Genomic DNA, 19,370 nt, shown 5'->3' with positions numbered 1-19,370 from the left:
GACTGTCCAGTTTGATTGTGGAGGAAAAATGAACATTTCACCCCGTAGTCAGCAGAAGCGGGCTGCGATCCTCGATGCTGCCGGGCGGCTCTTCTGTCAGCACGGTCTGCATCTGGTCAGCATGGACATGGTGGCCAGTGAAGCGGGCGTCTCCAAGCAGACGGTCTACAGCCATTTTGCCAACAAGGAGTCGCTGTTTGCCGAAGCGGTGGGCAGCAAGTGCGTCAGCAGTGAGCTGATGCCGGAGGTGTTGCTGCGTGGCAACAATGTGCGGGAGAGCCTGATTGCCTTTGGTCGCAGCTTTCGCAAGTTGATCCTGAGCGATGATGCCATCAATATCTTTCGCACCTGCATCAGCTGCAACGATGCCCAGCTGGCCACCCTTTTTTTCGAGGCGGGCCCGCTCTATGTGACCGAGATGCTGTCCAACTGGCTGGAGCAGCAGAAGCAGCAAGGCCTGCTGTGCCATCAAGACAGCGAACAGGCCGCCTTGCAGCTGTTGCTGATGTGGCAGGGCAAGGAGCGAATGCTCCGTGAGCTGGGTCTGCCGTTGACCCAGAGCGCTGCCGAGCAGGATGCCTGGACCCTGAGTTGTGTCGATCTCTTCCTGACCGCCGCCGCTCCCCCGCAAAAATAATGGAGGTGGCTATGAGCCACACAGTGACAGATGCCCAGCGCAAGTGGCTGCCCCTGCTGGCGGCGGTCGGTTTCTTTATGCAGGCGCTGGATGGCACCATTCTCAACACCGCCCTGCCCAGCATGGCCGAGACGTTGGGGGAGAGCCCGCTGCAGATGCAGTCGGTGATCATCGCCTACATGCTGACGGTGGCGCTGCTGATCCCGGCCTCCGGCTGGTTGGCTGACAGATTCGGCACCCGTCGCATCTATCTGGCCGCCATCTCGCTGTTCACGTTGGGCTCGCTCGCCTGTGCCGCCTCCAATTCGCTCTCCATGCTGGTTGCCGCCCGTGTGCTTCAGGGGATTGGCGGTGCGCTGCTGATGCCGGTAGGACGGTTGGCGGTGCTGCGGGTTTATGACAAGCACGAGCTGCTGCGGGTGATGTCGTTTGTCACCATCCCGGGGTTGCTTGGCCCGTTGATGGGGCCGGCGCTCGGTGGCTGGCTGGTGGAAGTGGCGAGCTGGCACTGGGTATTTCTCATCAACCTGCCGGTGGGGCTGCTCGGCTTTATCGCCAGCTGGCACTTTATGCCGGAGCTGCGGCAGCAGACCGCCCGGTTCGACTGGCAGGGATTTGTGATGTTCAGCGTCGGCATGGTGCTGGTGTCGGTGGGCTTGCAGGGGCTGGGGGAGCACAGCATCTCCACCGGTTGGGCGCTGTTTGCGCTGATCTTCGGCTTGGCGGCGATGGCGAGCTACTGGCTCTATGCCGCCAATGCACAGCAGCCGCTCTTTAGCCTGAACCTGTTCAAGACCACCACCTTTGCCATCGGTATCTGGGGCAACCTGTTTGCCCGCCTCGGCAGCGGCGCCATGCCCTTCCTCACTCCGCTGTTTCTGCAACTGGGGCTCGGTTTCTCTCCGAGCAAGGCGGGGATGACCATGATCCCCACGGTGATTGGCGCCATGCTGACCAAGACGCTGGTGAACAAGCTTATTCCGAAGGTGGGCTATCGCCGCATTCTGATCGGCAACACCCTGTTGCTGGGGGCGATGATCGCCAGCTTCTACTTTATCGACAACCAGCTCCCCTACGGGGTCTTGCTGGGCTGGCTGGCGATCTTCGGCGCCATCAACTCGCTGCAGTTCTCCGCCATGAACACTCTCACGCTGCAAGATCTCAGCCCGACCCTGGCCAGCAGTGGCAACGGTCTGCTCTCGGTGGTGATGCAGCTCTCCATGAGTTTGGGGGTGGCGATTGCCGCCAGCCTGCTCGGGCTCTTCTCGGCGGGTACCTCAGCGGGCACCTTAGCGGCCGAGGGCCAGTGGCTGGCCGGGTTCCACCTTACCTACCTCTGTGTCGGGTTGCTCTCCATGCTGGCGGCGCTGATCTTCGCCCAGCTGGCGCGCGATGGTGCTACGCCGTCGGGGCGGGCAGATAGCTGACCTCGCAGGGGAGCTGCGCCAACACTTCGGCCAGATGCTCGGTCGCCAGCAGAAAGGTCTGCTCCGGGTGGCCCGGAGTCCAGGTGAAGGCGGAGTGGTTGAGCAGTTGCGGATCCACCAGTAGCGGAATATCGGCGCGTGGCAGGAAGGGGCAGACCGCCCCCGGCAGGCAGCCAATCTCCGCCTGCATCTCTTCGGCGGTGCAGATGGAGGGCTTGGCACCGAGCGCAGCCTTGACCGCCTTGTTGTCGAGCCGCCCGTCCCTGTGGGTCAGCAGCAGAGCGAAGCGGCCATCCTTGAACTTGAGAAACAGGGTCTTGCTGAACTCCGCCTGCCAGCCGAGGCGGGCCTTGACCTTTTCATCGGTGGCGTAGTCGAGAATGGGTTCATGCTTATAGCGCTGGTGGGGCAGTTCGGCCAGTAGCTGGCAGTTGAAGTGGTGAATGGTATCGAGTGGCATGGGGTTCTCCTGTAGTGGGCGCTATCCTGCCAGCCTCGCAGGGTCAGGCCCAATGACACTTTCTTATCCGTGATAAGCAACCCTGTCTGTGGAAACAACAAGGGCGCCGTGAGGCGCCCTTGCGGATCAGTGATGCTGCAATTCGCACGCTTCCCAGTGAAAGGGAATGGGGCACAGCTGCTGGGAGGCCTTGTCATAGGCTTGCCACAGCTCGCCCATGGTGCGGCCATCGACGGGGTGGCGCAGTTTGGGGGCCAGTTCGGCCAGCGGCCACAGCACGAAGGCGTTGGTGAGCACTTCACCGCGCGGCAGCACCAGCGGGGTGTCGCAGACCAGATCGCCATAGAGCAGCAGATCGAGATCCAGGGTGCGCGGGGCGAACTTCTTGGCATCCGGCTCGCGGCCGTGGGCGAACTCCATGGCCCGCAGTCGCTGGCAGACGGTGGTCAGCGGCAGATCGGTCTCGGCAGCCGCCACTAGGTTGTAGAAGGGGCGGCCGTTGAAGCCGACCGCCTCGCTCTCGAATACCCGGGAGACCCGCAGCTCGCCAAATTCGGCGTGCAGGGCATCGAGCCCGGCGCGAATATGGCGATCCCGCTCGATGTTGGAGCCCAGGCTGATATAGATGGTGGTCATCAGTTGCTGCTCGCGGCCGGCGTGCGATGGCGCAGGATCTCGACGCCGACCCCGGCGGCATTGGGCACGGCGCCCGGCTTGGTGAGGGTCACCTTGACCCACTGTACCCGCTCGTCGGCGAGCACCAGCATGGCAACCTGCTCGGCCATGGTCTCGACCAGCTCGACCACCTTGCCGCTGACATGCTCGCAAATCTTGTTGGAGAGGTCGGCATAATCCAGTGCCAGATTGATGTCGTCGGTTGCTGCCGCGGGGCGGTTGTCGAACCCCATCTCGAGGTCAAAACGGAGCTTTTGGCGAATGCCCTTCTCCCACTCATATACACCTATGGTGGTCAAAACTTCGAGTCCGCGAATAAACACCTTGTCCATGACTGTACTTCTTCTTTACTCTTGATGGGCTGTGATGACAGCGCAGGGATGCTGGCCGGGCAACAGGCTTGCCGAGGCGCTCTGGGTGGGCATGGGCCCATGCCAGCGTATGTGGCCCGCATCATACCCCATTCATATCGTGGTAAAAACGACCAAGATGACGGCCCTGACGATTTTGATGATTATTCTGGCCTACCTGGGTGGTTCACTATCCAGTGCTGTGCTGGTCTCCCGTTGCTCCGGTCTGCCCGACCCGCGGGATCATGGCTCCCACAATCCGGGGGCAACCAATGTGCTGCGCCTCGGTGGCCGGATGGCGGCGCTGGTGGTGCTGCTGCTTGATGTGCTTAAGGGCACTGTGCCTGTCTATCTCGCCTGGTATCTGCAGATCAAACCCGTCTACCTCGGCTTTATCGGGGTCGCCGCCTGCCTCGGCCATATGTACCCCATCTTCTTTCATTTTCGTGGTGGCAAAGGGGTGGCGACGGCGCTGGGCACCATGATGCCCATCGGTTTCACCATGGGGGGCGCCGTGATTGGCACCTGGCTGCTGGTGTTGCTGGTGAGCGGCTACTCCTCGCTGGCCTCCATCATTACCGTGCTGCTGACGCCGCTCTTTACCTACCTGCTCAAACCCGAATACACCCTCCCTGTCTCGCTGCTCTCCTGCCTTATCCTGATCCGCCATCACGAGAACATCTCCCGCCTGCTCAAGGGGGAGGAACCCAGAGTCTGGGGGCGAAAACGCGCGGCCTGTGCCGAAGAAGTGGCAGAAATGGACGATGTTGCGCAAAAAAGAGACGAACGAGACAAAAAGTGAAATTTCCCGTTGACCATCCGCCTTAAAATCCGTTTAATAGCGCCCACGCCCAGATAGCTCAGTCGGTAGAGCAGGGGATTGAAAATCCCCGTGTCGGCGGTTCGATTCCGTCTCTGGGCACCAATTTTGGTGCCATGAAATAAAAAATTTGTTCATGCACAATGGTTTAAAGTGTGCCGGCTTAGCTCAGTAGGTAGAGCAACTGACTTGTAATCAGTAGGTCACCAGTTCGATTCCGGTAGCCGGCACCATTTGCCCAGATAGCTCAGTCGGTAGAGCAGGGGATTGAAAATCCCCGTGTCGGCGGTTCGATTCCGTCTCTGGGCACCAATTACAATTCCTCCTTAGTTCAGTCGGTAGAACGGCGGACTGTTAATCCGTATGTCACTGGTTCAAGTCCAGTAGGAGGAGCCAATTCAAAAAGCCCTTGTCGCAAGACAAGGGCTTTTTTCTATTTGGCGCAGCCATTTTTTAACCATAAAAACAACCACACACGCACAGATGAACCGCAGGATAGATATGGAAAATCATGTAGTTATAGAGTCAAAGGGGCGACTTGCCGCCATTCGGAACTGGATGGAACCCGTGCTGGTACTGCTTATTCTCGGCAGCCTGTTCGGTTACCTCGGCAGCCAGATGGGCCTCTCTGCCATGGTCAACACCCTGTTCAATACCGCCCACCAGCTGCTGCTCAATACCGTGCTCTTTATCATGGGGATCACGGTGCTCTCCGGTGCCCTGAGCCAGCTCTTGAGCGAGTTCGGGGTGATCCGCCTGCTGGAGGTGCTGCTGGCCCCGCTGATGAAGCCGGTGTTTCGTCTGCCCGGTCGCACCGCATTGGCGGCGCTGATGACCTTCTTCTCCGACAACCCGGCGGTGATCAGCCTCGCCAAGGACAGCCGCTTTCGCAAAGGCTTCACTCCGTGGCAGCTGGTGTCGCTCACCAACTTCGGCACCGCCTTCGGCATGGGGCTGATCGTGGTCACCTTTATGGCCACCCTGCAACTACCGAGCGGTGAATCCACCGCCAGCGCGGCGCTGATCGGGTTGCTGGGTGCTCTGGTAGGTTCGGTGGTCTCCACCCGACTGATGCAGCGGATGATCCGCCCCTTGGTGGGGGAAGTGCTGAACGATGACGCTGTATCGTCCGACGGCCGCAAGGTAGGGGTGACCAAAGAGGCGGCTCCCGGCTGGCTGCGGATCCTCAACTCTCTGCTCGATGGTGGCAAATCCGGTGTGGAGCTGGGGATGGCGGTGATCCCGGGTGTGCTGATCATCAGCACCTTCGTGATGTTGCTCACCTTTGGCCCGGGCGACAAGGGCTATACCGGCGAAGCGTTTCAGGGGGTAGCCCTGCTGCCGGTGCTGGCCGCCAAGGTTAGCTGGCTGTTTGACCTGCTGTTCGGCTTCCAGCAGCCGGAGCTGGTTGCCTTCCCGGCTACCTCCCTCGGTGCGGTTGGTGCCGCCATGTCACTGGTGCCGCCTTTTATTGCCAAAGGGTGGATCACCGGCAACGAGGTCGCGGTGTTTACCGCCATGGGGATGTGCTGGAGTGGCTTCCTGAGCACCCACACTGCCATGCTGGATGCCCTCGGCTATCGCCACCTCACCTCCCGCGCCATCGTTGCCCACACCATCGGCGGCCTGTGCGCCGGTGTGGCCGCTCACCAGCTCTATCTGCTGCTGGGCTGAGTCAGGTTCAGGCACGGAAACAAAAAGAGGCTCTTTGGAGCCTCTTTTTGTTTCCCCCTGCCGCGCCCTGCTCACGGGCGCACCAATCAACCTTGCGGTGTGATGCCCTGTACCTTCAACCAGAATTGCTCCTGGCAGTGGTTGTGAAACAGCTTGCTGGCTGGAGTGATGGGGATAGGGCTGGCGATGACCCGATAGCTGATCCAGCACTCGGCGCAAAGCTGTGGCGATGGCGCTTCGTCCTGCTCGGTTTGCTGGCGGATGACGCCCCATTGGCAAACCAGCTTGTCGTTATCTGGTGCCGGATCACAGTGTCGCTCTCATCATGCTCGTTATAGTGTTCACTCTCTTGGCGAATGAGGGTGACGGGGCTCGCTTGTCGATGAATGGCCCTGATATAGCTGATTAGTTGATCCATTGCCGATTTTGCCGTGATGGTTGGCCTGCACTGGATGAGCTGCACAGGATGGGAGAGGGCTAGCTTAGCGCGCTGCCTTGGCTGCGGCAATCGCCTCGGATACGCCGCAAGCAAACCTGAACGGGGGGGAAGCAATGGGAATTCCGCAAAACAAGGCTGAGCTGCTGCTCGCCATCGAGACCAATTTCGGCAAGCTGCTCAAGGCGTTGCAGGCCGTACCTGAGAGCCGGGTGCGGGAGCCGACCCTGGCAGGGCACAGCAAGGGAACCTCCATGAGCGTCGCCAATCTGCTGGCCTACCTTATTGGCTGGAACGAACTGCTGATCAAGTGGATCGAGCGGGATGCGGTGGGTCTGGCGGTGGATTTTCCCGAGACCGGCTTTAAGTGGAACGAGCTGGGCAGGCTGGCTCACACCTTCTATCGGGACTACGAAGGGCTCAGCTATCAGGCGTTGTTGCAGCGGTTGGCGGCCGCCAGAGGGCGCATCATCGAACTGGTTGAGGCGCGCAGCGACCAGCAGTTGTACGGCTGCTTCTGGTATGAGAAGTGGACGCTGGGACGGATGATCCAGTTCAATAGCGCCTCCCCCTATCTCAACGCCAACGGGCGGCTGCGCAAGTGGCTTAAAGAGCTGGCGATTCGGGTGTGAAAGGCGGGGGTCGCGGTTTGGGGTGGGCGGTAAATCTCTTTGCCACTACATTGCCACAGCCGCTTGCGGCGGCAGCCACTGGCCGCCTGACTCCCCTTTGCGCTCGGTCTGGTTGAATAAATAGATCTGCTATTCAAGGGATTAGCCGGTGCGGTGCGTTTTATCATCGTGCTGGCCCCGCTTATGCAAACCTTCTCACATCACCACCAAGGGCTGCCGTCGCGGAGAGATATCATGATCAGCAGCCTGCTTCCCCTTGCCTCAATCGCCCTCAAGTTGGGCAGTCAGCTGCTCGGCAGCAGTGCCAAACCCCAGCCTGTGCCGCAAACCGTGCAGGAGGATCGCCTGCCGCCGACCGTCCAGAGTTTGTTCCAGCGACTCGGCATCAAGGATGCCGACAGCGAGCAGAACCGCGCTGCCATCAACCACTTTATGGGGGATCTGATGCAGACTCTGGGGCAGGAAAATAGCGGTCAGTCACTTCCTGCCGCCATCAATAGCGCCCGCAACCAGCTGGCGAGTGGCACCCAGAGCACCCGCCTCGACGCGCTGCAAAGCGAGCTCGATACCCTCAAGGGCACCCTTGGTGCCAGCGATCTCAATCTCGATCAGCTGCTCGGTGCCTTTAAACAGACCTTGCCCAATGGCAAGGGGGAGGGAGTGGGCAAGCTGCTAAATGCCAGCGCCTGAACCGCGGTGAGCAATAAAAAACGGCAACCTGAGGTTGCCGTTTTGCTTTCTATTTCGGGTGACGACTTCCGCGAATTAACCCACCCGTTTTGCCAGCCAGGTTTCGGCGGCGGTGAGTGCCGCTTCTACTTGCTCGCGGGCGACGCCGCCTTTGGCGACCCGCTTGGCCAGGGTTGCTTCCAGTTCCAGATTGGGGTAGACGTCGAACTCGATCACCGGGCTGAAGCGCTGGAACTCGCCGATGGAGAGCTCCTCCAGCGGTTTGCCCACGCTGATGGCGAATACCACGGTTTCGCCAACGATATGGTGCGCTTCACGGAACGGAATCCCCTTGGCCACCAGATAGTCCGCCAGTTCGGTGGCGTTGGCATAGCCGCCTTGCGCCGCCGCCATGGTGCGCTCGCCATTGACCTTCAGATCGATCAGCACCAGCGCAGCCATATCGAGGCAGTCGTGCCAGGTGTCGAGGGCATCGAACAGCCCCTCCTTGTCTTCCTGCATGTCCTTGTTATAGGCCAGCGGCAGCGCCTTGAGGCTCATCAGCATGCCCATCTGGGCGCCGACCACCCGACCGGTCTTGCCGCGGATCAGCTCCAGCGCATCCGGGTTCTTCTTCTGCGGCATCAGCGACGACCCTGAGGTCACCGCATCGGAGAGCTCGACAAAGCCCGCTTCGCCGGTGTTGTAGAAGATCAGATCTTCGGCAAAGCGCGACAGGTGAGTCATGGAGAGGGAGGCCACGTGCATCAGCTCCACCACGTGGTCCCGATCGGAGACCGAATCCAGACTGTTGCGGGTGGCGCCGGCAAAGCCCATGTCGAGCGCCAGTGCTTCACGGTCGATGGCGTAGGCAGTGCCCGCCAGCGCGCCGCAGCCGAGCGGGCTGGTGTCGAGGCGCTTCAGCGCATCCTGCAGCCGGGAGTAGTCCCGCTCCAGCATCTCCACATAGGCCAGCGCCCAGTGGGCGTAGGTGACCGGCTGGGCCCGTTGAAGGTGGGTGTAACCGGGCAGCACTGCGGCCTGATTGGCGCGGGCAGAGGCGATCAGCCCCTGCTGCAGGGCGGTGATGGAGCCGAGCAGCAGCTCGCCCTGCGCCTTGCACCAGAGTTTCAGGTCGGTGGCGACCTGATCGTTGCGGGAGCGGCCGGTGTGCAGTTTCTTGCCAAGATCGCCGACGGCGGCAATCAGTTGGCTTTCGACCCAGGAGTGGATATCTTCGGCATCCGAGCTGAGGATCTGCTGGGGATCCTGCTGCACCGAGGCGAGCAGCACCTCCATCGCCTGTTGCAGTTTGCCCTGCTCATCGGCGGTCAATACGCCCACTTTCACCAGCGCTTTGGCCCAGGCCATGGAGCCCTGAATATCCTGCTCCGCCAAGCGGTAATCGAACCGCAGCGAATCGTTGAACTGCTTGAACCGGCTATCGGCTCCTTGACTGAAGCGTCCACCCCAAAGTGCCATACTGCTCTCCTTGAATGCGTTGTCGGCGGCGCTTTGCACCGTCGAGCTTGAAATCATGCCCTGTTTTTCTGCGAGCCTGTTATCTCACAGAAGCGGCCGGGGCGCTGCCGCTCTTGTCACACCCGTCGATGATGGATCAGGGGCTATGCCCTCTGCCTGTAGAAGAGGGGGCCATGCCCCCTCAACGGAATCAACGGGTTATCGCGCTTGCTTAGCCGTGGGTGTGATCGCCACCGATGGCTTGATGCTGCTCCTTCATGGCGCGGATCCGGCTGGCCAGGGTGTAGAGACGGATAAAGCCTTCGGCATGGCTCTGGTCATACACTTCATCGGCGCCGAAAGTGGCGAAGTCTTCGGAGTAGAGGCTGTTCGGCGACTTTTTCTGCACCGCAGTGACCTGACCCTTGTACATCTTCAGCACCACTTCACCATCCAGATCTTCGGCGATGGCGTTGGCAGAGGCGAGGATCGCCTTGCACAGCGGAGTGAACCAGCGACCGTCATAGACCAGATGGGAGAACTCGGCACCCAGCTTCTCCCGCCAGGCGCGGGTCGGGCGATCCAGTACCAGCTCTTCCACCGCGCGCAGCGCGGCGACCATCACGGTACCGCCCGGAGTTTCGTAGCAGCCGCGGGACTTCATCCCCACCATCCGGTTTTCGGTGATGTCGATGCGGCCCACGCCGTGCTTGCCGGCACGCTCGTTCAGGGTCATCAGGATCTGGTGCGGGCTGAGCGGCTGGTCATCCACGGCCACCACTTCACCCTGCGCCACGGTCAGCTTGACGTACTCCGGCTGATCCGGTGCCTGTTCGGCCGGTACGGTCCACTGCCAGACCGCTTCGGACGGCTCGTTCCAGGTGCTCTCCAGCTCGCCACCCTCGGTGGAGATGTGCCAGGCGTTGGCGTCGCGGCTGTAGATCTTCTTCAGGGTCGCCTTGCAGGGGATGTTGCGGGTCTCCAGATAGGCCAGCAGATCTTCCCGGGAGCGCATGTCCCAGATCCGCCACGGGGCGATCACTTTCAGCTGGGGCGCCAGCGCGGCGACCGCACCTTCGAAACGCACCTGATCGTTACCCTTGCCGGTGCAACCGTGGGAGATGGCATCGGCCCCTTCCGCCAGTGCCGCTTCGACCATCGCCTTGGCGATCACCGGACGGGCCATGGAGGTGCCCAGCAGATAGGTGCCCTCATAGACGGCGCCGGTCTTCAGGGTCGGGTAGACGTACTCTTTGACGAACTCTTCCCGCAGATCCTTGATGATGCACTTGGTGGCGCCGGAGGCGATCGCCTTCTGCTCGATCCCTTCCAGATCGTCGCGCTCCTGACCCACGTCGGCCACGAAGGCGATGATTTCGGCGTCATAGTGCTCTTTCAGCCAGGGAATGATGGCCGAGGTATCCAGTCCACCCGAGTAAGCCAGTACGATCTTGTTGATTCCGCTCATTTACTTCTCTCCGTGATGATTCGATAAAGGGTCGTGATTCAGGTTGAGTGCCGCGTTACTTGCCGCCGAGAAGGGTCAGCAACACGGCGTTCTGGATATGCATCCGGTTTTCGGCCTCGTCCATGATGAGGGAGGCTGGGCCATCCATCACCTGCGAGGTGATCTCCAGCTCGCGGTGCGCCGGTTGGCAGTGCAGCACGTGCTGGATGCCGGTGCGGTCGAGCAGGGCCTGGTTGATCTGGTAAGGCATAAAGAGGTCTTTGACCTGCTCCATCGGGGTGTTGTCACCCATGGAGACCCAGGTATCTGTGTAGGCCACGTCGAACCCTTCGATATCTGCCACGTCATCGCTGATGTGGATGGTCGCCCCCGACTTGGCCGCCAGAGCCTGCGCCTGCAGGAAGATCTGGGTATCCGGGCCGTGGCCTTTCGGGCATATCAGGGTCACGTCGGTGCCGAGGGTCGCCCCCAGCAGCAGCAGAGAGTGGCTGACGTTGTTGCCATCACCGAGGTAGGCAAGCTTCACCTTCGACAGATCGTCGTAGTGCTCGGCAATGGTCATAAAGTCGGCCAGCCCCTGACAGGGGTGATAGAGGTTGCACAGGCTGTTCACCACCGGCACTGTGCCGTGCTCTGCCAGCTCGACCAGGGTCTGGTGATCGAACACCCGGGCGACGATGGCATCACACCAGCGCGACAGGTTGGCGGCGAAATCCTTCACCGACTCCCGCTTGCCCAGCGCGCCGTTCTGCTGATCCAGATAGACGCTGTGGCCGCCCAGTTTGGCGATGCCGATGTCGAAGGTGACCCGGGTGCGCAGGGAGGGCTTCTCGAACAGGGTGACCACGCTCTTGCCGGCCAGCGCCTGGTTGTACTTCTTCGGGTCGGCCTTTACTGCTTTGCCCAGCGCAATCAGCGCTTCAATCTGGGCTTTGTTCAGATCACTGTCTTTCAGAAGATGTTGCATCGGATGTTCCTTGTTCCGGTGGAGATCAAATAGCCACTTGGGTGCCGACCGCGCCGCCAGCCAGCAGCTTGAGCAGCTGATCCGGGTAACGCCAGCTGGCGACACAGACCGGTTTGCCGAGGGTCTCGGCGGCGTGCAGAGCCGCTTCTACCTTGACCGCCATGCCGTCGCGGATCACCCCTTTCTCCATCAGATCCAGCGCGGTCAGCTTGTCGAGCTGGGGCACCAGCTTGCCCTTGCCATCGAGGATGCCGCTCACGTCGGAGAGCATCACCAGATCGGCACCGAGGGCTTCGGCAATGGCGGTGGCTGCCTGATCCGCGTTGACGTTCATCAGCTGCCCCTCGGCGGTGATGCCGATGGAGCTCACTACCGGCAGGAAGCCCTGACCGAGGATGCCTGCTACCAGCGCCGGGTTGCCCGGTTTGCACTCGCCAACGGCACCGAGATCCGGGTCGAGCTGGGTCACCTGACACAGGCCGCCATCCGCCAGACAGAGCCCCACCGCCGGAATGCCGGTGGCGATCGCCTTGGCCATCATCTGCTTGTTGGCGGTCCCTGCCAGCGCCCCGGCAATGAAGGGGATCTGCTCGAACGGGGTCACCCGCAGGCCATTCTTCTTGGTGGAGGTGAGACCCAGCCCCTTGAGCAGGTCATCCACCAGACAGCCACCGCCGTGCACCAGCACCAGCGGACGGTGCTGATCGTCGAGAAAGGTTTTGAGGGTGGCGAACAGGGCGGTCAGCGCCTCGTCGTTTTCTATCAGGGCGCCGCCCAGCTTGATTACCAACGTCTGTTTGTCCATGTTCGAGATCCTTCCTAAGTCCTTAAATCAGGCCGGTGGCCGGTTCAAATCCAAATTTGATATTTATGCACTGCATGGCTTGCGAGGCGGCACCCTTGAGCAGGTTGTCGATGGCCGAGACCACCACCAACATGTTGCCCTGCTGTTGCCAGGCGATGTCGCAATAAGGGGTGCCAGCTACGCCGCGAATGGAGGGCATCTGGCCGGTGAGGCGCACCAGCGGTTTGCCTTCGTAAGCCTTGAGGAAGGCCTGATCCACCTGGGTGGGGGTCACGCCGTCCGCCAGCTGCACATAGATGGTGGCCAGAATGCCGCGCACATAGTTGCCAAGGTGGGGCTGGAACAGCACCTCTTTGCCGAGGTGGTGGCTGATCTCCGGCTGGTGTCTGTGATTGAAGGTGCCGTAGGGATTGAGGCTCACTTCGCAGAAGCTGGTGTTGATGGCCGCTTTGCGTCCGGCGCCGGAGACCCCGGAGACGGCGTTGATGATGGGCTGCCACCCCTTGGCAATCAGGCCATCCTGCTGCAGCGGTTTGATAGCGCACAGCGATGCGGTCGGGTAGCAACCCGGCACCGCAATCAGCTGGGCGGTAGCGATGGCATCGGCATTCCACTCCGCCAGGCCATAGACGGCCTGATCCAGCCACTGCTCGCTGTCGTGAGTGAAGCCGTAGAAGCTGTCGTAAAAGCCCTGATCCTTGACCCGGAAGGCGCCGGAGAGATCGAACACCGGCAGCCCCTTGGCGAGAAACTTGGGCGCCAGCTCAGCGCTCACCTCGTGGGCGGTGGCCAGCAGCACCAGATCGGCCTGGGTCAGGATCCGGGTCATGCCGTCGTCGTCCAGCGGTAGCAGCGGTTGATCGAGGGCTCCGACCCACTGGGGATGCAGGGAAGAGAAGCGCTTGTGGGCATCCTGACTGCCGGCGGAGACATAGAGGCCGAACAGTTTGAGTTGTGGGTGGTTCTGTACCAGTGCGGCCAGTTCGGCTCCCGCGTAGCCACTGGCACCGACGATAACGGTGTTAAGCATGTTGAATATTCCAAGTCAGAGTTCGAGATTCACAGCATGACGCTGCAGTGCACAAGGGTGTTCGATCGCCCCTTTGCACAAGTGCGGAGGGGCAATTCAGGCGGGTGTGTGTCGTCGGTTATAGATCAGGTGACAGAACATTAACTTTCCCTTACAACTAGAAGCCTTTGTTGATGAGCCAGATATTCAGGTAAAATTACAGAATATTCATGCACTCACTTTGCATTTGTATTTTCTAACAGAAACATTCCGGGGACGCAAGGAGGAGCTGATGGCCAATCTGGATTTTTTTTCACTTTATAAGAATATTATTGCGATTCCCTCTATCAGCAGCACGGATCCCAAGTGGGATCAGAGCAACGAGGCGGTGATCCGGCTGCTGGCCGACTGGTTCGGTCAGCTCGGTTTTCAGTGCGAGGTGACGGCGCTCCCCGACCTGCCGGGCAAGTTCAATCTGGTAGCGACGATCGGTCAGGGGGAGGGCGGCTTGCTGCTGGCGGGTCACACCGATACGGTACCGTTCGATGAGGGGGGCTGGAGCAAGGATCCCTTCAAGGTGACCGAAGAGGGCAACCGCCTTTATGGCCTCGGCACCATCGATATGAAGGGCTTCTTCGCCTTTATCGTCGAGGCGCTCAAAGAGATTGACCTCACCAAGCTGACCAAGCCCTTGCGCATCCTCGCTACCGCCGACGAAGAGACCACCATGGCGGGGGCCCGCGCCATCGCCGCCGCAGCCGAGCTGAAACCCGACTACGCCGTGATTGGCGAACCGACCGGACTGGTGCCTGTGGTGGCCCACAAGGGGCATATGTCGGAGGCGATCCGCATTACCGGCAAGAGCGGCCACAGCTCGGATCCCGCCAACGGCGTCAACGCAATGGAGATCATGCACAAGGCGATGGGGCAGGTGCTGCGCTTGCAGCAAGATCTGAAAGAGCGCTTCGCCGACCACCGCTTTGCCGTGCCACAGCCGACCCTGAACCTGGGTTACATTCAGGGCGGCGACAGCCCGAACCGCATCTGCGGCTGTTGCGAGCTGCATATCGACCTGCGACCCACTCCGCAGGTGGGGCCGGATGAGCTGATGGGGATGCTCAAAGAGGCGCTGTCGCCCATCGAGATACACCAGCCGGGCTGCCTGCATCTGCAACATCTGCATGAACCCATTCCCGCCTACGCCTGCGCCGACGACTCTGTGCTGGTGCGCGAAGCTGAGAAGGCGAGCGGCCGCGCCGCCGAGTCGGTCAACTACTGCACCGAGGCGCCGTTTATCCAGCAGCTTGGCTGCCAGACCATAGTAATGGGCCCCGGCCATATCACCCAGGCGCACCAGCCTGACGAGTACCTTGACCTCTCCTTCGTCAAGCCGACCACCACGGTGTTGCAGCACCTGATCAGACGTTTTTGCCTGTAGTGGCGGCGATGAAAGGGGCGTAAAAACTGTAAGTAAGTTACATAACAAGCCGGTTGTGGAGTGGTGAGGGAAATACATGTTCTGAATCGGCCTGTTATTTGACCTTGCGCAGACAATCTGGGTAGATTGTCACCCTAAGATGACGGAGCATATGTTGTAATCGCACAACAATAAGTGAGGTCGTCTAGCACCCCGGATGGGTGTCAGGCACCAACAAGATAAGGATGTGGAATGAACGAAAAGTACGCCGCACTACGCGCCAACGTAGGTATGCTGGGTCAGCTGCTGGGTAAATCCATCAAGGATCATCAGGGTCAGGCCTTTCTCGACAAGATCGAAACCATTCGCCAATTGGCCAAGTCCTCCCGCAAGGGCAATGAATCAGACCGGGAACGTCTGCTCGATACCCTGCGCACCCTGAGCGATGACGAACTGCTGCCAGTGGCCCGTGCCTTCAGCCAGTTCCTCAATCTGGCCAACGTGGCGGAACAGTTCCACACCATCTCCCGTCGCTGCGAAGAGCAGGTCTGCACCCCGGACCCGCTGGAGCAGATGTTCGACAAGCTGAAAGCGTCCAACCTGTCGCAAGAGGCCATCATTCAGGCTGTGCGCGAGCTGGATATCGATCTGGTGCTGACCGCTCACCCCACCGAGGTGACCCGTCGCACCCTGATCCACAAGCACGTACAGCTCAACGACTGCCTCGAGGCGCTGGAGCTCTCCGACCTGCTGCCACGCGAGCGGGACAAGATCCTCAATCGCATCGAGCAGCTGATCAATCAGGCGTGGCATACCAACGAGATCCGCGAACAGCGCCCGACCCCGGTCGACGAGGCCAAGTGGGGCTTCGCCGTGGTGGAGAACAGCCTGTGGCCTGCCATCCCAGAATTCATGCGCAATCTGGACGAGCGTCTGCAACACCATCTGGGTGTGCGGCTGCCGCTGGATGCCGCGCCGGTCAAGTTCACCTCCTGGATGGGCGGTGACCGTGACGGCAACCCCTTCGTTACCGCCAAGGTGACTGCCGAAGTGCTGGAGCTGGGCCGCTGGATGGCGGTGAGCCTGTTCTACAAAGACATCAAGGAGCTCACTTCCGAGCTCTCCATGTCCGACTGTACCGACGCCGTGCGCGCTCGCGTTGGCGATCACCCCGAGCCCTACCGCGCGCTGGTGCGCGAGCTGCGTGAAGCGCTGCGCGAGACCAAGGAGCATCTCACTGCCAAGGTGCAGGGCCAGGCGAGCGAGAGCCAGGATCTGGTCAAGACCACCGCCCAGCTGCGCGAGCCGCTGGAGCTCTGCTACCACTCATTGCACGCTTGCGGCATGGGCAATATCGCCGATGGCATGTTGCTGGACGTGCTGCGCAAGGTCGCCTGCTTCGGCATCCATCTGGTCAAGCTGGATATCCGTCAGGATGGCGAGCGTCACGGGCTGGTCTTCTCCGAGCTGACCCGCTATCTGGGTCTGGGTGACTACGCCGAGTGGAGCGAAGATGACAAGCAGGCCTTCCTGCTCAACGAACTGAACTCCCGTCGCCCGCTCATTCCCCACGACTGGGAACCGAGCGCCGAGGTGCGCGAGACGCTGGATACCTGTCAGGTCATCGCCGAGCACGACCCCGATGCGTTCGGTATCTACATCATCTCCATGGCCGGTGCGCCGTCCGATGTGCTGTCGGTGCAACTGCTACTCAAGGAGGCGGGCTGCAAGTTCCGCATGCCGGTCGCCCCGCTGTTCGAGACCCAGGATGACCTGATGGCAGGCACCGCCGTGATGGAGCGCCTGCTCTCGGTGGACTGGTATCGCGGCTACATTCAGGGCCGTCAGTACGTGATGATCGGTTACTCCGACTCTGCCAAGGATGCGGGCATGATGGCCGCTGGCTGGGCCCAGTACGCCGCCATGGAATCCCTGGTGGGGCTGGCCGAAGCCAACAACATCCGACTCACCCTGTTCCATGGCCGTGGCGGTACCGTCGGTCGTGGTGGTGCGCCTGCCCATCAGGCCATCCTCTCCCAGCCGCCGGGATCCCTGCGCGGCGGTCTGCGTACCACCGAACAGGGGGAGATGATCCGCTTCAAGTTCGGTCTGCCGAAAGTGGCGATCAAGAGTCTGGAGCTCTACACCAGCGCCGTGCTGGAAGGGAACCTGCTGCCGCCGCCCAAGCCGAAAGAGTGCTGGCGCGAGGTGATGGAACAGCTGGCCGCCGACTCCTGCGATCACTACCGCAGTATCGTGCGCGGTCATCCGGACTTCGTCCCTTACTTCCGTGCCGCCACCCCGGAGATGGAGCTCGGTAAGCTGCCGCTCGGCTCCCGTCCCTCCAAGCGCAAGCCCAACGGCGGCGTCGAGAGCCTGCGCGCCATTCCGTGGATCTTCGCCTGGACCCAGAACCGCCTGATGCTGCCGGCCTGGCTCGGCGCCCACAAGGCGCTGCAACAGGCCATCGACGGCGGCAAGCTGGCGGTGCTGGAAGAGATGAGCGCCCAGTGGCCCTTCTTCCGCACTCGCCTCGAGATGCTGGAGATGGTGTTCCTCAAGGCGGACGTCTGGCTCGCTGAGTACTACGACACCCGTCTGGTGCCGCAGGAGCTGTGGGGCCTTGGCAAACAGCTGCGTCAGGAGCTCGCCGAATCCATCGAGGTGGTGCTGAAACTGAGCACGCGCGGGGATCTGCTGGAGGATCAGCCCTGGATCAAGGAGTCCATCAAGCTGCGCAACCCCTACACAGACCCGCTCAACGTGCTGCAGGCCGAGCTGCTCAACCGCTCCCGCAACCACCCGGAGACCCTGCACCCCGAGCTGGACAAGGCGCTGATGGTCACCATCGCCGGTATTGCCGCAGGGATGCGTAATACGGGTTGATAAATATTACCAAACAGGTCTTAAATAAAAAGAGCGCATAATATGCGCTCTTTTTATGGCTAGTTTATTTTGTCAGCTTCATTTAAATAGAGAGTTTTAAATCATCCTGAAAACTAATGGCTGGATGTAGAAAATTATATAGCAACCTAGTATTGCATCATCACAACGCACCAGAGTAGAACGATAGTTAGCCTTTAAAATAACTGTAAATACAATAAAGGTTAAACATATCCAGGCTGAGAAAGTACCCGAGAGATAATTAAATAGTATTGAACCGCTTGAAATTAGTAGCAGTGCAATTCGATGGGCAAGGTTGTTGCTTAAAAGAAAGGGTGTTACAACGGCCGCTATCAATGTGACGATCATCATCACTAGTGACATGAGGCACAGCCACCGCTTGCTGCCAGGCCAGCACTGCCTGAAGCCATCATGCCTGCGACACCACTTCCCATGATGGGGCTTAACCTACCGGTAACGGCACCACCAAATACACCTGCAGCAATCTCTCTCATGCTGGCATCAGGATTGTTGGCAATGACGCCCATCGCCCCCATAACGGCCCCGCCGCCTGCCCATACCAATGCGGGTGCCGCTCTCTTGTTACGCTTGCTTTCATTTATATCTCTTATAACGATAAAGCTATCGTGCTCTATGCTGATAACTACCTTGGTTGAATTTGCGATTGTTGATATGGTATCGACATCAACAAATTCACCAGGGTATATAACAGTTGGATTTGAATTTTTGTCTTCTATTTCAATGTATCGACTCGAAAGGTTTACCACCGTGATGTTTTCTTTGTTGAAATTGATGCAATACTTTCCATCGGCATTAATAGAGTAATTTTCACCAGCGTGTAGTGTGTTGCAGTTACTCAATGGGCAAGTATTGGCATTGGCACTTGAAATACTGCACAGCAATAATGCTGTGGTTAAACAGAGCTTCATCCACTATCTCCAGAGTGGTTCATTTGGAAATTAATCATTGATTAAATGAGAATTATTGTCAATTGTTTTTGGATGTATGCTATTGATTTAATTGTCAAATTTTCTGACAGTACCCTTGGCATTGCGGGTTGTGGGGCAGCACTTGCCTATGATGAGCTCGTTGTCGATGAAAGGGATATTGTGGGAGCTGGGCTGCACCCCATGCTCCCTGAGTTGACCTTGGGCTAGAGCGCCGGGAAGTAGCAGGCGCTCATGTCGATGGGGTGATCGGGGCAATTGGGCAGATAGAACTGCCAGCCCGCATCGGAGAAAGCGCGCAGTTCGGTTTCGACAAACTTGATGGCGAGGCTCAGGGCCTGCAGGCTGTCGATGCCGTAGATAAAGGTCTTGTCGCTCAGCCCTGCCAGCTTCACCTTGCAGCGCCAGTCACCGCTGGCGGACTTGGGATCCGGCTCGGGGGCCTTGATGGCGATCTTGAGGGTGAGCTGTTCCCCTTCGGTACTGATAGCGTCGAAGCGGGCGGTAACGATGGCGTTTTTCATCTGGCGATTCCTTTTCCGTGGTACAGCCCCTGCGGTTGCGGGTGGCTGGCTCCCTGATGGCTGATGAGGTGAAAACTGGACTCAGGAC

18 protein-coding genes, 4 tRNA genes and 1 pseudogene are annotated in these 19,370 nt (G+C 59.9%); 12 read left to right on the top strand and 11 right to left on the bottom strand.

The window, feature by feature from the left end; genetic code table 11:
• Positions 1-28: 28 nt before the first annotated feature.
• Positions 29-637 (top strand): TetR/AcrR family transcriptional regulator, encoded by a 609-nt coding sequence (locus BN1139_RS18430; RefSeq protein ID WP_005355070.1) that lies wholly within the window; start codon positions 29-31, stop codon positions 635-637.
• A gap of 11 nt (positions 638-648) precedes the next feature.
• Positions 649-2,064: a multidrug transporter subunit MdtD gene (gene mdtD / locus BN1139_RS18425; protein WP_005355068.1), complete on the top strand. Its 1,416-nt coding sequence runs from the start codon at positions 649-651 to the stop codon at positions 2,062-2,064.
• On the opposite strand, the gene BN1139_RS18420 is transcribed toward mdtD, so the two are convergent.
• The 3 genes from BN1139_RS18420 to folB form a co-directional block, all read right to left on the bottom strand.
• On the bottom strand, positions 2,036-2,524 hold the full coding sequence (locus BN1139_RS18420) for a YbaK/EbsC family protein (RefSeq protein ID WP_005355066.1): 489 nt from the start codon (positions 2,522-2,524) through the stop codon (positions 2,036-2,038). The two genes, mdtD and BN1139_RS18420, sit on opposite strands and share 29 nt — an antisense overlap.
• Positions 2,525-2,650: 126 nt before the next feature.
• On the bottom strand, positions 2,651-3,160 hold the full coding sequence (folK, locus tag BN1139_RS18415; RefSeq protein WP_005336107.1) for a 2-amino-4-hydroxy-6-hydroxymethyldihydropteridine diphosphokinase: 510 nt from the start codon (positions 3,158-3,160) through the stop codon (positions 2,651-2,653).
• Positions 3,160-3,531, bottom strand: coding sequence for a dihydroneopterin aldolase (folB, locus tag BN1139_RS18410; protein ID WP_005355064.1), 372 nt, complete (start codon positions 3,529-3,531; stop codon positions 3,160-3,162). Before folB ends, folK begins: the two co-directional genes overlap by 1 nt.
• Before the next feature lie 157 nt (positions 3,532-3,688).
• Between folB and plsY the strand changes: the two genes are divergently transcribed.
• The 6 genes from plsY to BN1139_RS18380 all read left to right on the top strand — a co-directional run bounded on the left by plsY (position 3,689) and on the right by BN1139_RS18380 (position 6,043).
• Positions 3,689-4,351, top strand: coding sequence for a glycerol-3-phosphate 1-O-acyltransferase PlsY (gene plsY, locus BN1139_RS18405; RefSeq protein WP_041202815.1), 663 nt, complete (start codon positions 3,689-3,691; stop codon positions 4,349-4,351).
• Positions 4,352-4,398: 47 nt separating this feature from the next.
• Positions 4,399-4,474 (top strand) — tRNA-Phe (locus BN1139_RS18400).
• Positions 4,475-4,526: 52 nt separating this feature from the next.
• Positions 4,527-4,602 (top strand) — tRNA-Thr (locus BN1139_RS18395).
• A 3-nt stretch (positions 4,603-4,605) separates the two neighbouring features.
• Positions 4,606-4,681, top strand: a tRNA-Phe gene (locus tag BN1139_RS18390).
• Positions 4,682-4,689: 8 nt separating this feature from the next.
• Positions 4,690-4,765: transfer RNA gene (locus tag BN1139_RS18385), tRNA-Asn, on the top strand.
• Positions 4,766-4,870: 105 nt separating this feature from the next.
• Positions 4,871-6,043 (top strand): CD0519/CD1768 family membrane protein, encoded by a 1,173-nt coding sequence (locus BN1139_RS18380; protein ID WP_005355060.1) that lies wholly within the window; start codon positions 4,871-4,873, stop codon positions 6,041-6,043.
• Positions 6,044-6,129: 86 nt separating this feature from the next.
• Here BN1139_RS18380 and BN1139_RS21825 read toward each other — a convergent pair.
• Positions 6,130-6,461 (bottom strand): annotated as a pseudogene (locus tag BN1139_RS21825) (hypothetical protein).
• Positions 6,462-6,595: 134 nt separating this feature from the next.
• On the opposite strand from BN1139_RS21825, the gene BN1139_RS18375 reads away from it, so the two are divergent.
• Positions 6,596-7,111, top strand: coding sequence for a ClbS/DfsB family four-helix bundle protein (locus BN1139_RS18375; RefSeq protein ID WP_005355058.1), 516 nt, complete (start codon positions 6,596-6,598; stop codon positions 7,109-7,111).
• Positions 7,112-7,345: 234 nt separating this feature from the next.
• On the top strand, positions 7,346-7,801 hold the full coding sequence (locus tag BN1139_RS18370) for a hypothetical protein (RefSeq protein ID WP_005355056.1): 456 nt from the start codon (positions 7,346-7,348) through the stop codon (positions 7,799-7,801).
• Between the two features lie 75 nt (positions 7,802-7,876).
• On the opposite strand, the gene argH is transcribed toward BN1139_RS18370, so the two are convergent.
• The 5 genes from argH to argC form a co-directional block, all read right to left on the bottom strand.
• A complete protein-coding gene (argH, locus tag BN1139_RS18365) occupies positions 7,877-9,262 on the bottom strand; it encodes an argininosuccinate lyase (protein ID WP_005355054.1) in 1,386 nt (461 codons plus the stop codon).
• A 211-nt stretch (positions 9,263-9,473) separates the two neighbouring features.
• Complete coding sequence (locus BN1139_RS18360) at positions 9,474-10,709, bottom strand: argininosuccinate synthase (RefSeq protein WP_005355052.1); 1,236 nt, start codon at positions 10,707-10,709, stop codon at positions 9,474-9,476.
• A gap of 55 nt (positions 10,710-10,764) precedes the next feature.
• Positions 10,765-11,676: an ornithine carbamoyltransferase gene (locus BN1139_RS18355; RefSeq protein WP_005355051.1), complete on the bottom strand. Its 912-nt coding sequence runs from the start codon at positions 11,674-11,676 to the stop codon at positions 10,765-10,767.
• Positions 11,677-11,701: 25 nt separating this feature from the next.
• Positions 11,702-12,481, bottom strand: a complete 780-nt coding sequence (gene argB, locus BN1139_RS18350) for an acetylglutamate kinase (protein WP_005336097.1) — start codon at positions 12,479-12,481, stop codon at positions 11,702-11,704.
• A gap of 22 nt (positions 12,482-12,503) precedes the next feature.
• Complete coding sequence (gene argC / locus BN1139_RS18345) at positions 12,504-13,511, bottom strand: N-acetyl-gamma-glutamyl-phosphate reductase (RefSeq protein WP_005355049.1); 1,008 nt, start codon at positions 13,509-13,511, stop codon at positions 12,504-12,506.
• 271 nt (positions 13,512-13,782) lie between these two features.
• Here argC and argE point away from each other — a divergent pair, with 271 nt between their 5' ends.
• A complete protein-coding gene (gene argE / locus BN1139_RS18340) occupies positions 13,783-14,928 on the top strand; it encodes an acetylornithine deacetylase (protein WP_005355047.1) in 1,146 nt (381 codons plus the stop codon).
• A gap of 231 nt (positions 14,929-15,159) precedes the next feature.
• On the top strand, positions 15,160-17,793 hold the full coding sequence (ppc, locus tag BN1139_RS18335; protein ID WP_005355044.1) for a phosphoenolpyruvate carboxylase: 2,634 nt from the start codon (positions 15,160-15,162) through the stop codon (positions 17,791-17,793).
• A gap of 371 nt (positions 17,794-18,164) precedes the next feature.
• On the opposite strand, the gene BN1139_RS21155 is transcribed toward ppc, so the two are convergent.
• Both BN1139_RS21155 and BN1139_RS18330 read right to left on the bottom strand, forming a co-directional pair.
• On the bottom strand, positions 18,165-18,740 hold the full coding sequence (locus tag BN1139_RS21155; RefSeq protein WP_005355043.1) for a hypothetical protein: 576 nt from the start codon (positions 18,738-18,740) through the stop codon (positions 18,165-18,167).
• 224 nt (positions 18,741-18,964) lie between these two features.
• Positions 18,965-19,282, bottom strand: coding sequence for a DUF6968 family protein (locus BN1139_RS18330; protein ID WP_005355042.1), 318 nt, complete (start codon positions 19,280-19,282; stop codon positions 18,965-18,967).
• Between the last annotated feature and the right edge of the window lie 88 nt (positions 19,283-19,370).

Source organism: Aeromonas veronii bv. veronii (assembly GCF_000820225.1).
GTDB lineage: Bacteria > Pseudomonadota > Gammaproteobacteria > Enterobacterales > Aeromonadaceae > Aeromonas > Aeromonas veronii.
This window is presented reverse-complemented; position numbering and strand designations above follow the sequence as displayed.

What these genes read in the sequence shown, in the direction of transcription:
- BN1139_RS18430 (WP_005355070.1), top strand. Translation starts at nt 29, where the DNA reads ATGAACATTTCACCCCGTAGTCAGCAGAAGCGGGCTGCGATCCTCGAT.
- mdtD (WP_005355068.1), top strand. Translation starts at nt 649, where the DNA reads ATGAGCCACACAGTGACAGATGCCCAGCGCAAGTGGCTGCCCCTGCTG.
- BN1139_RS18420 (WP_005355066.1), bottom strand. Translation starts at nt 2,524, where the DNA reads ATGCCACTCGATACCATTCACCACTTCAACTGCCAGCTACTGGCCGAA.
- folK (WP_005336107.1), bottom strand. Translation starts at nt 3,160, where the DNA reads ATGACCACCATCTATATCAGCCTGGGCTCCAACATCGAGCGGGATCGC.
- folB (WP_005355064.1), bottom strand. Translation starts at nt 3,531, where the DNA reads ATGGACAAGGTGTTTATTCGCGGACTCGAAGTTTTGACCACCATAGGT.
- plsY (WP_041202815.1), top strand. Translation starts at nt 3,689, where the DNA reads ATGACGGCCCTGACGATTTTGATGATTATTCTGGCCTACCTGGGTGGT.
- BN1139_RS18380 (WP_005355060.1), top strand. Translation starts at nt 4,871, where the DNA reads ATGGAAAATCATGTAGTTATAGAGTCAAAGGGGCGACTTGCCGCCATT.
- BN1139_RS18375 (WP_005355058.1), top strand. Translation starts at nt 6,596, where the DNA reads ATGGGAATTCCGCAAAACAAGGCTGAGCTGCTGCTCGCCATCGAGACC.
- BN1139_RS18370 (WP_005355056.1), top strand. Translation starts at nt 7,346, where the DNA reads ATGATCAGCAGCCTGCTTCCCCTTGCCTCAATCGCCCTCAAGTTGGGC.
- argH (WP_005355054.1), bottom strand. Translation starts at nt 9,262, where the DNA reads ATGGCACTTTGGGGTGGACGCTTCAGTCAAGGAGCCGATAGCCGGTTC.
- BN1139_RS18360 (WP_005355052.1), bottom strand. Translation starts at nt 10,709, where the DNA reads ATGAGCGGAATCAACAAGATCGTACTGGCTTACTCGGGTGGACTGGAT.
- BN1139_RS18355 (WP_005355051.1), bottom strand. Translation starts at nt 11,676, where the DNA reads ATGCAACATCTTCTGAAAGACAGTGATCTGAACAAAGCCCAGATTGAA.
- argB (WP_005336097.1), bottom strand. Translation starts at nt 12,481, where the DNA reads ATGGACAAACAGACGTTGGTAATCAAGCTGGGCGGCGCCCTGATAGAA.
- argC (WP_005355049.1), bottom strand. Translation starts at nt 13,511, where the DNA reads ATGCTTAACACCGTTATCGTCGGTGCCAGTGGCTACGCGGGAGCCGAA.
- argE (WP_005355047.1), top strand. Translation starts at nt 13,783, where the DNA reads ATGGCCAATCTGGATTTTTTTTCACTTTATAAGAATATTATTGCGATT.
- ppc (WP_005355044.1), top strand. Translation starts at nt 15,160, where the DNA reads ATGAACGAAAAGTACGCCGCACTACGCGCCAACGTAGGTATGCTGGGT.
- BN1139_RS21155 (WP_005355043.1), bottom strand. Translation starts at nt 18,740, where the DNA reads ATGAAGCTCTGTTTAACCACAGCATTATTGCTGTGCAGTATTTCAAGT.
- BN1139_RS18330 (WP_005355042.1), bottom strand. Translation starts at nt 19,282, where the DNA reads ATGAAAAACGCCATCGTTACCGCCCGCTTCGACGCTATCAGTACCGAA.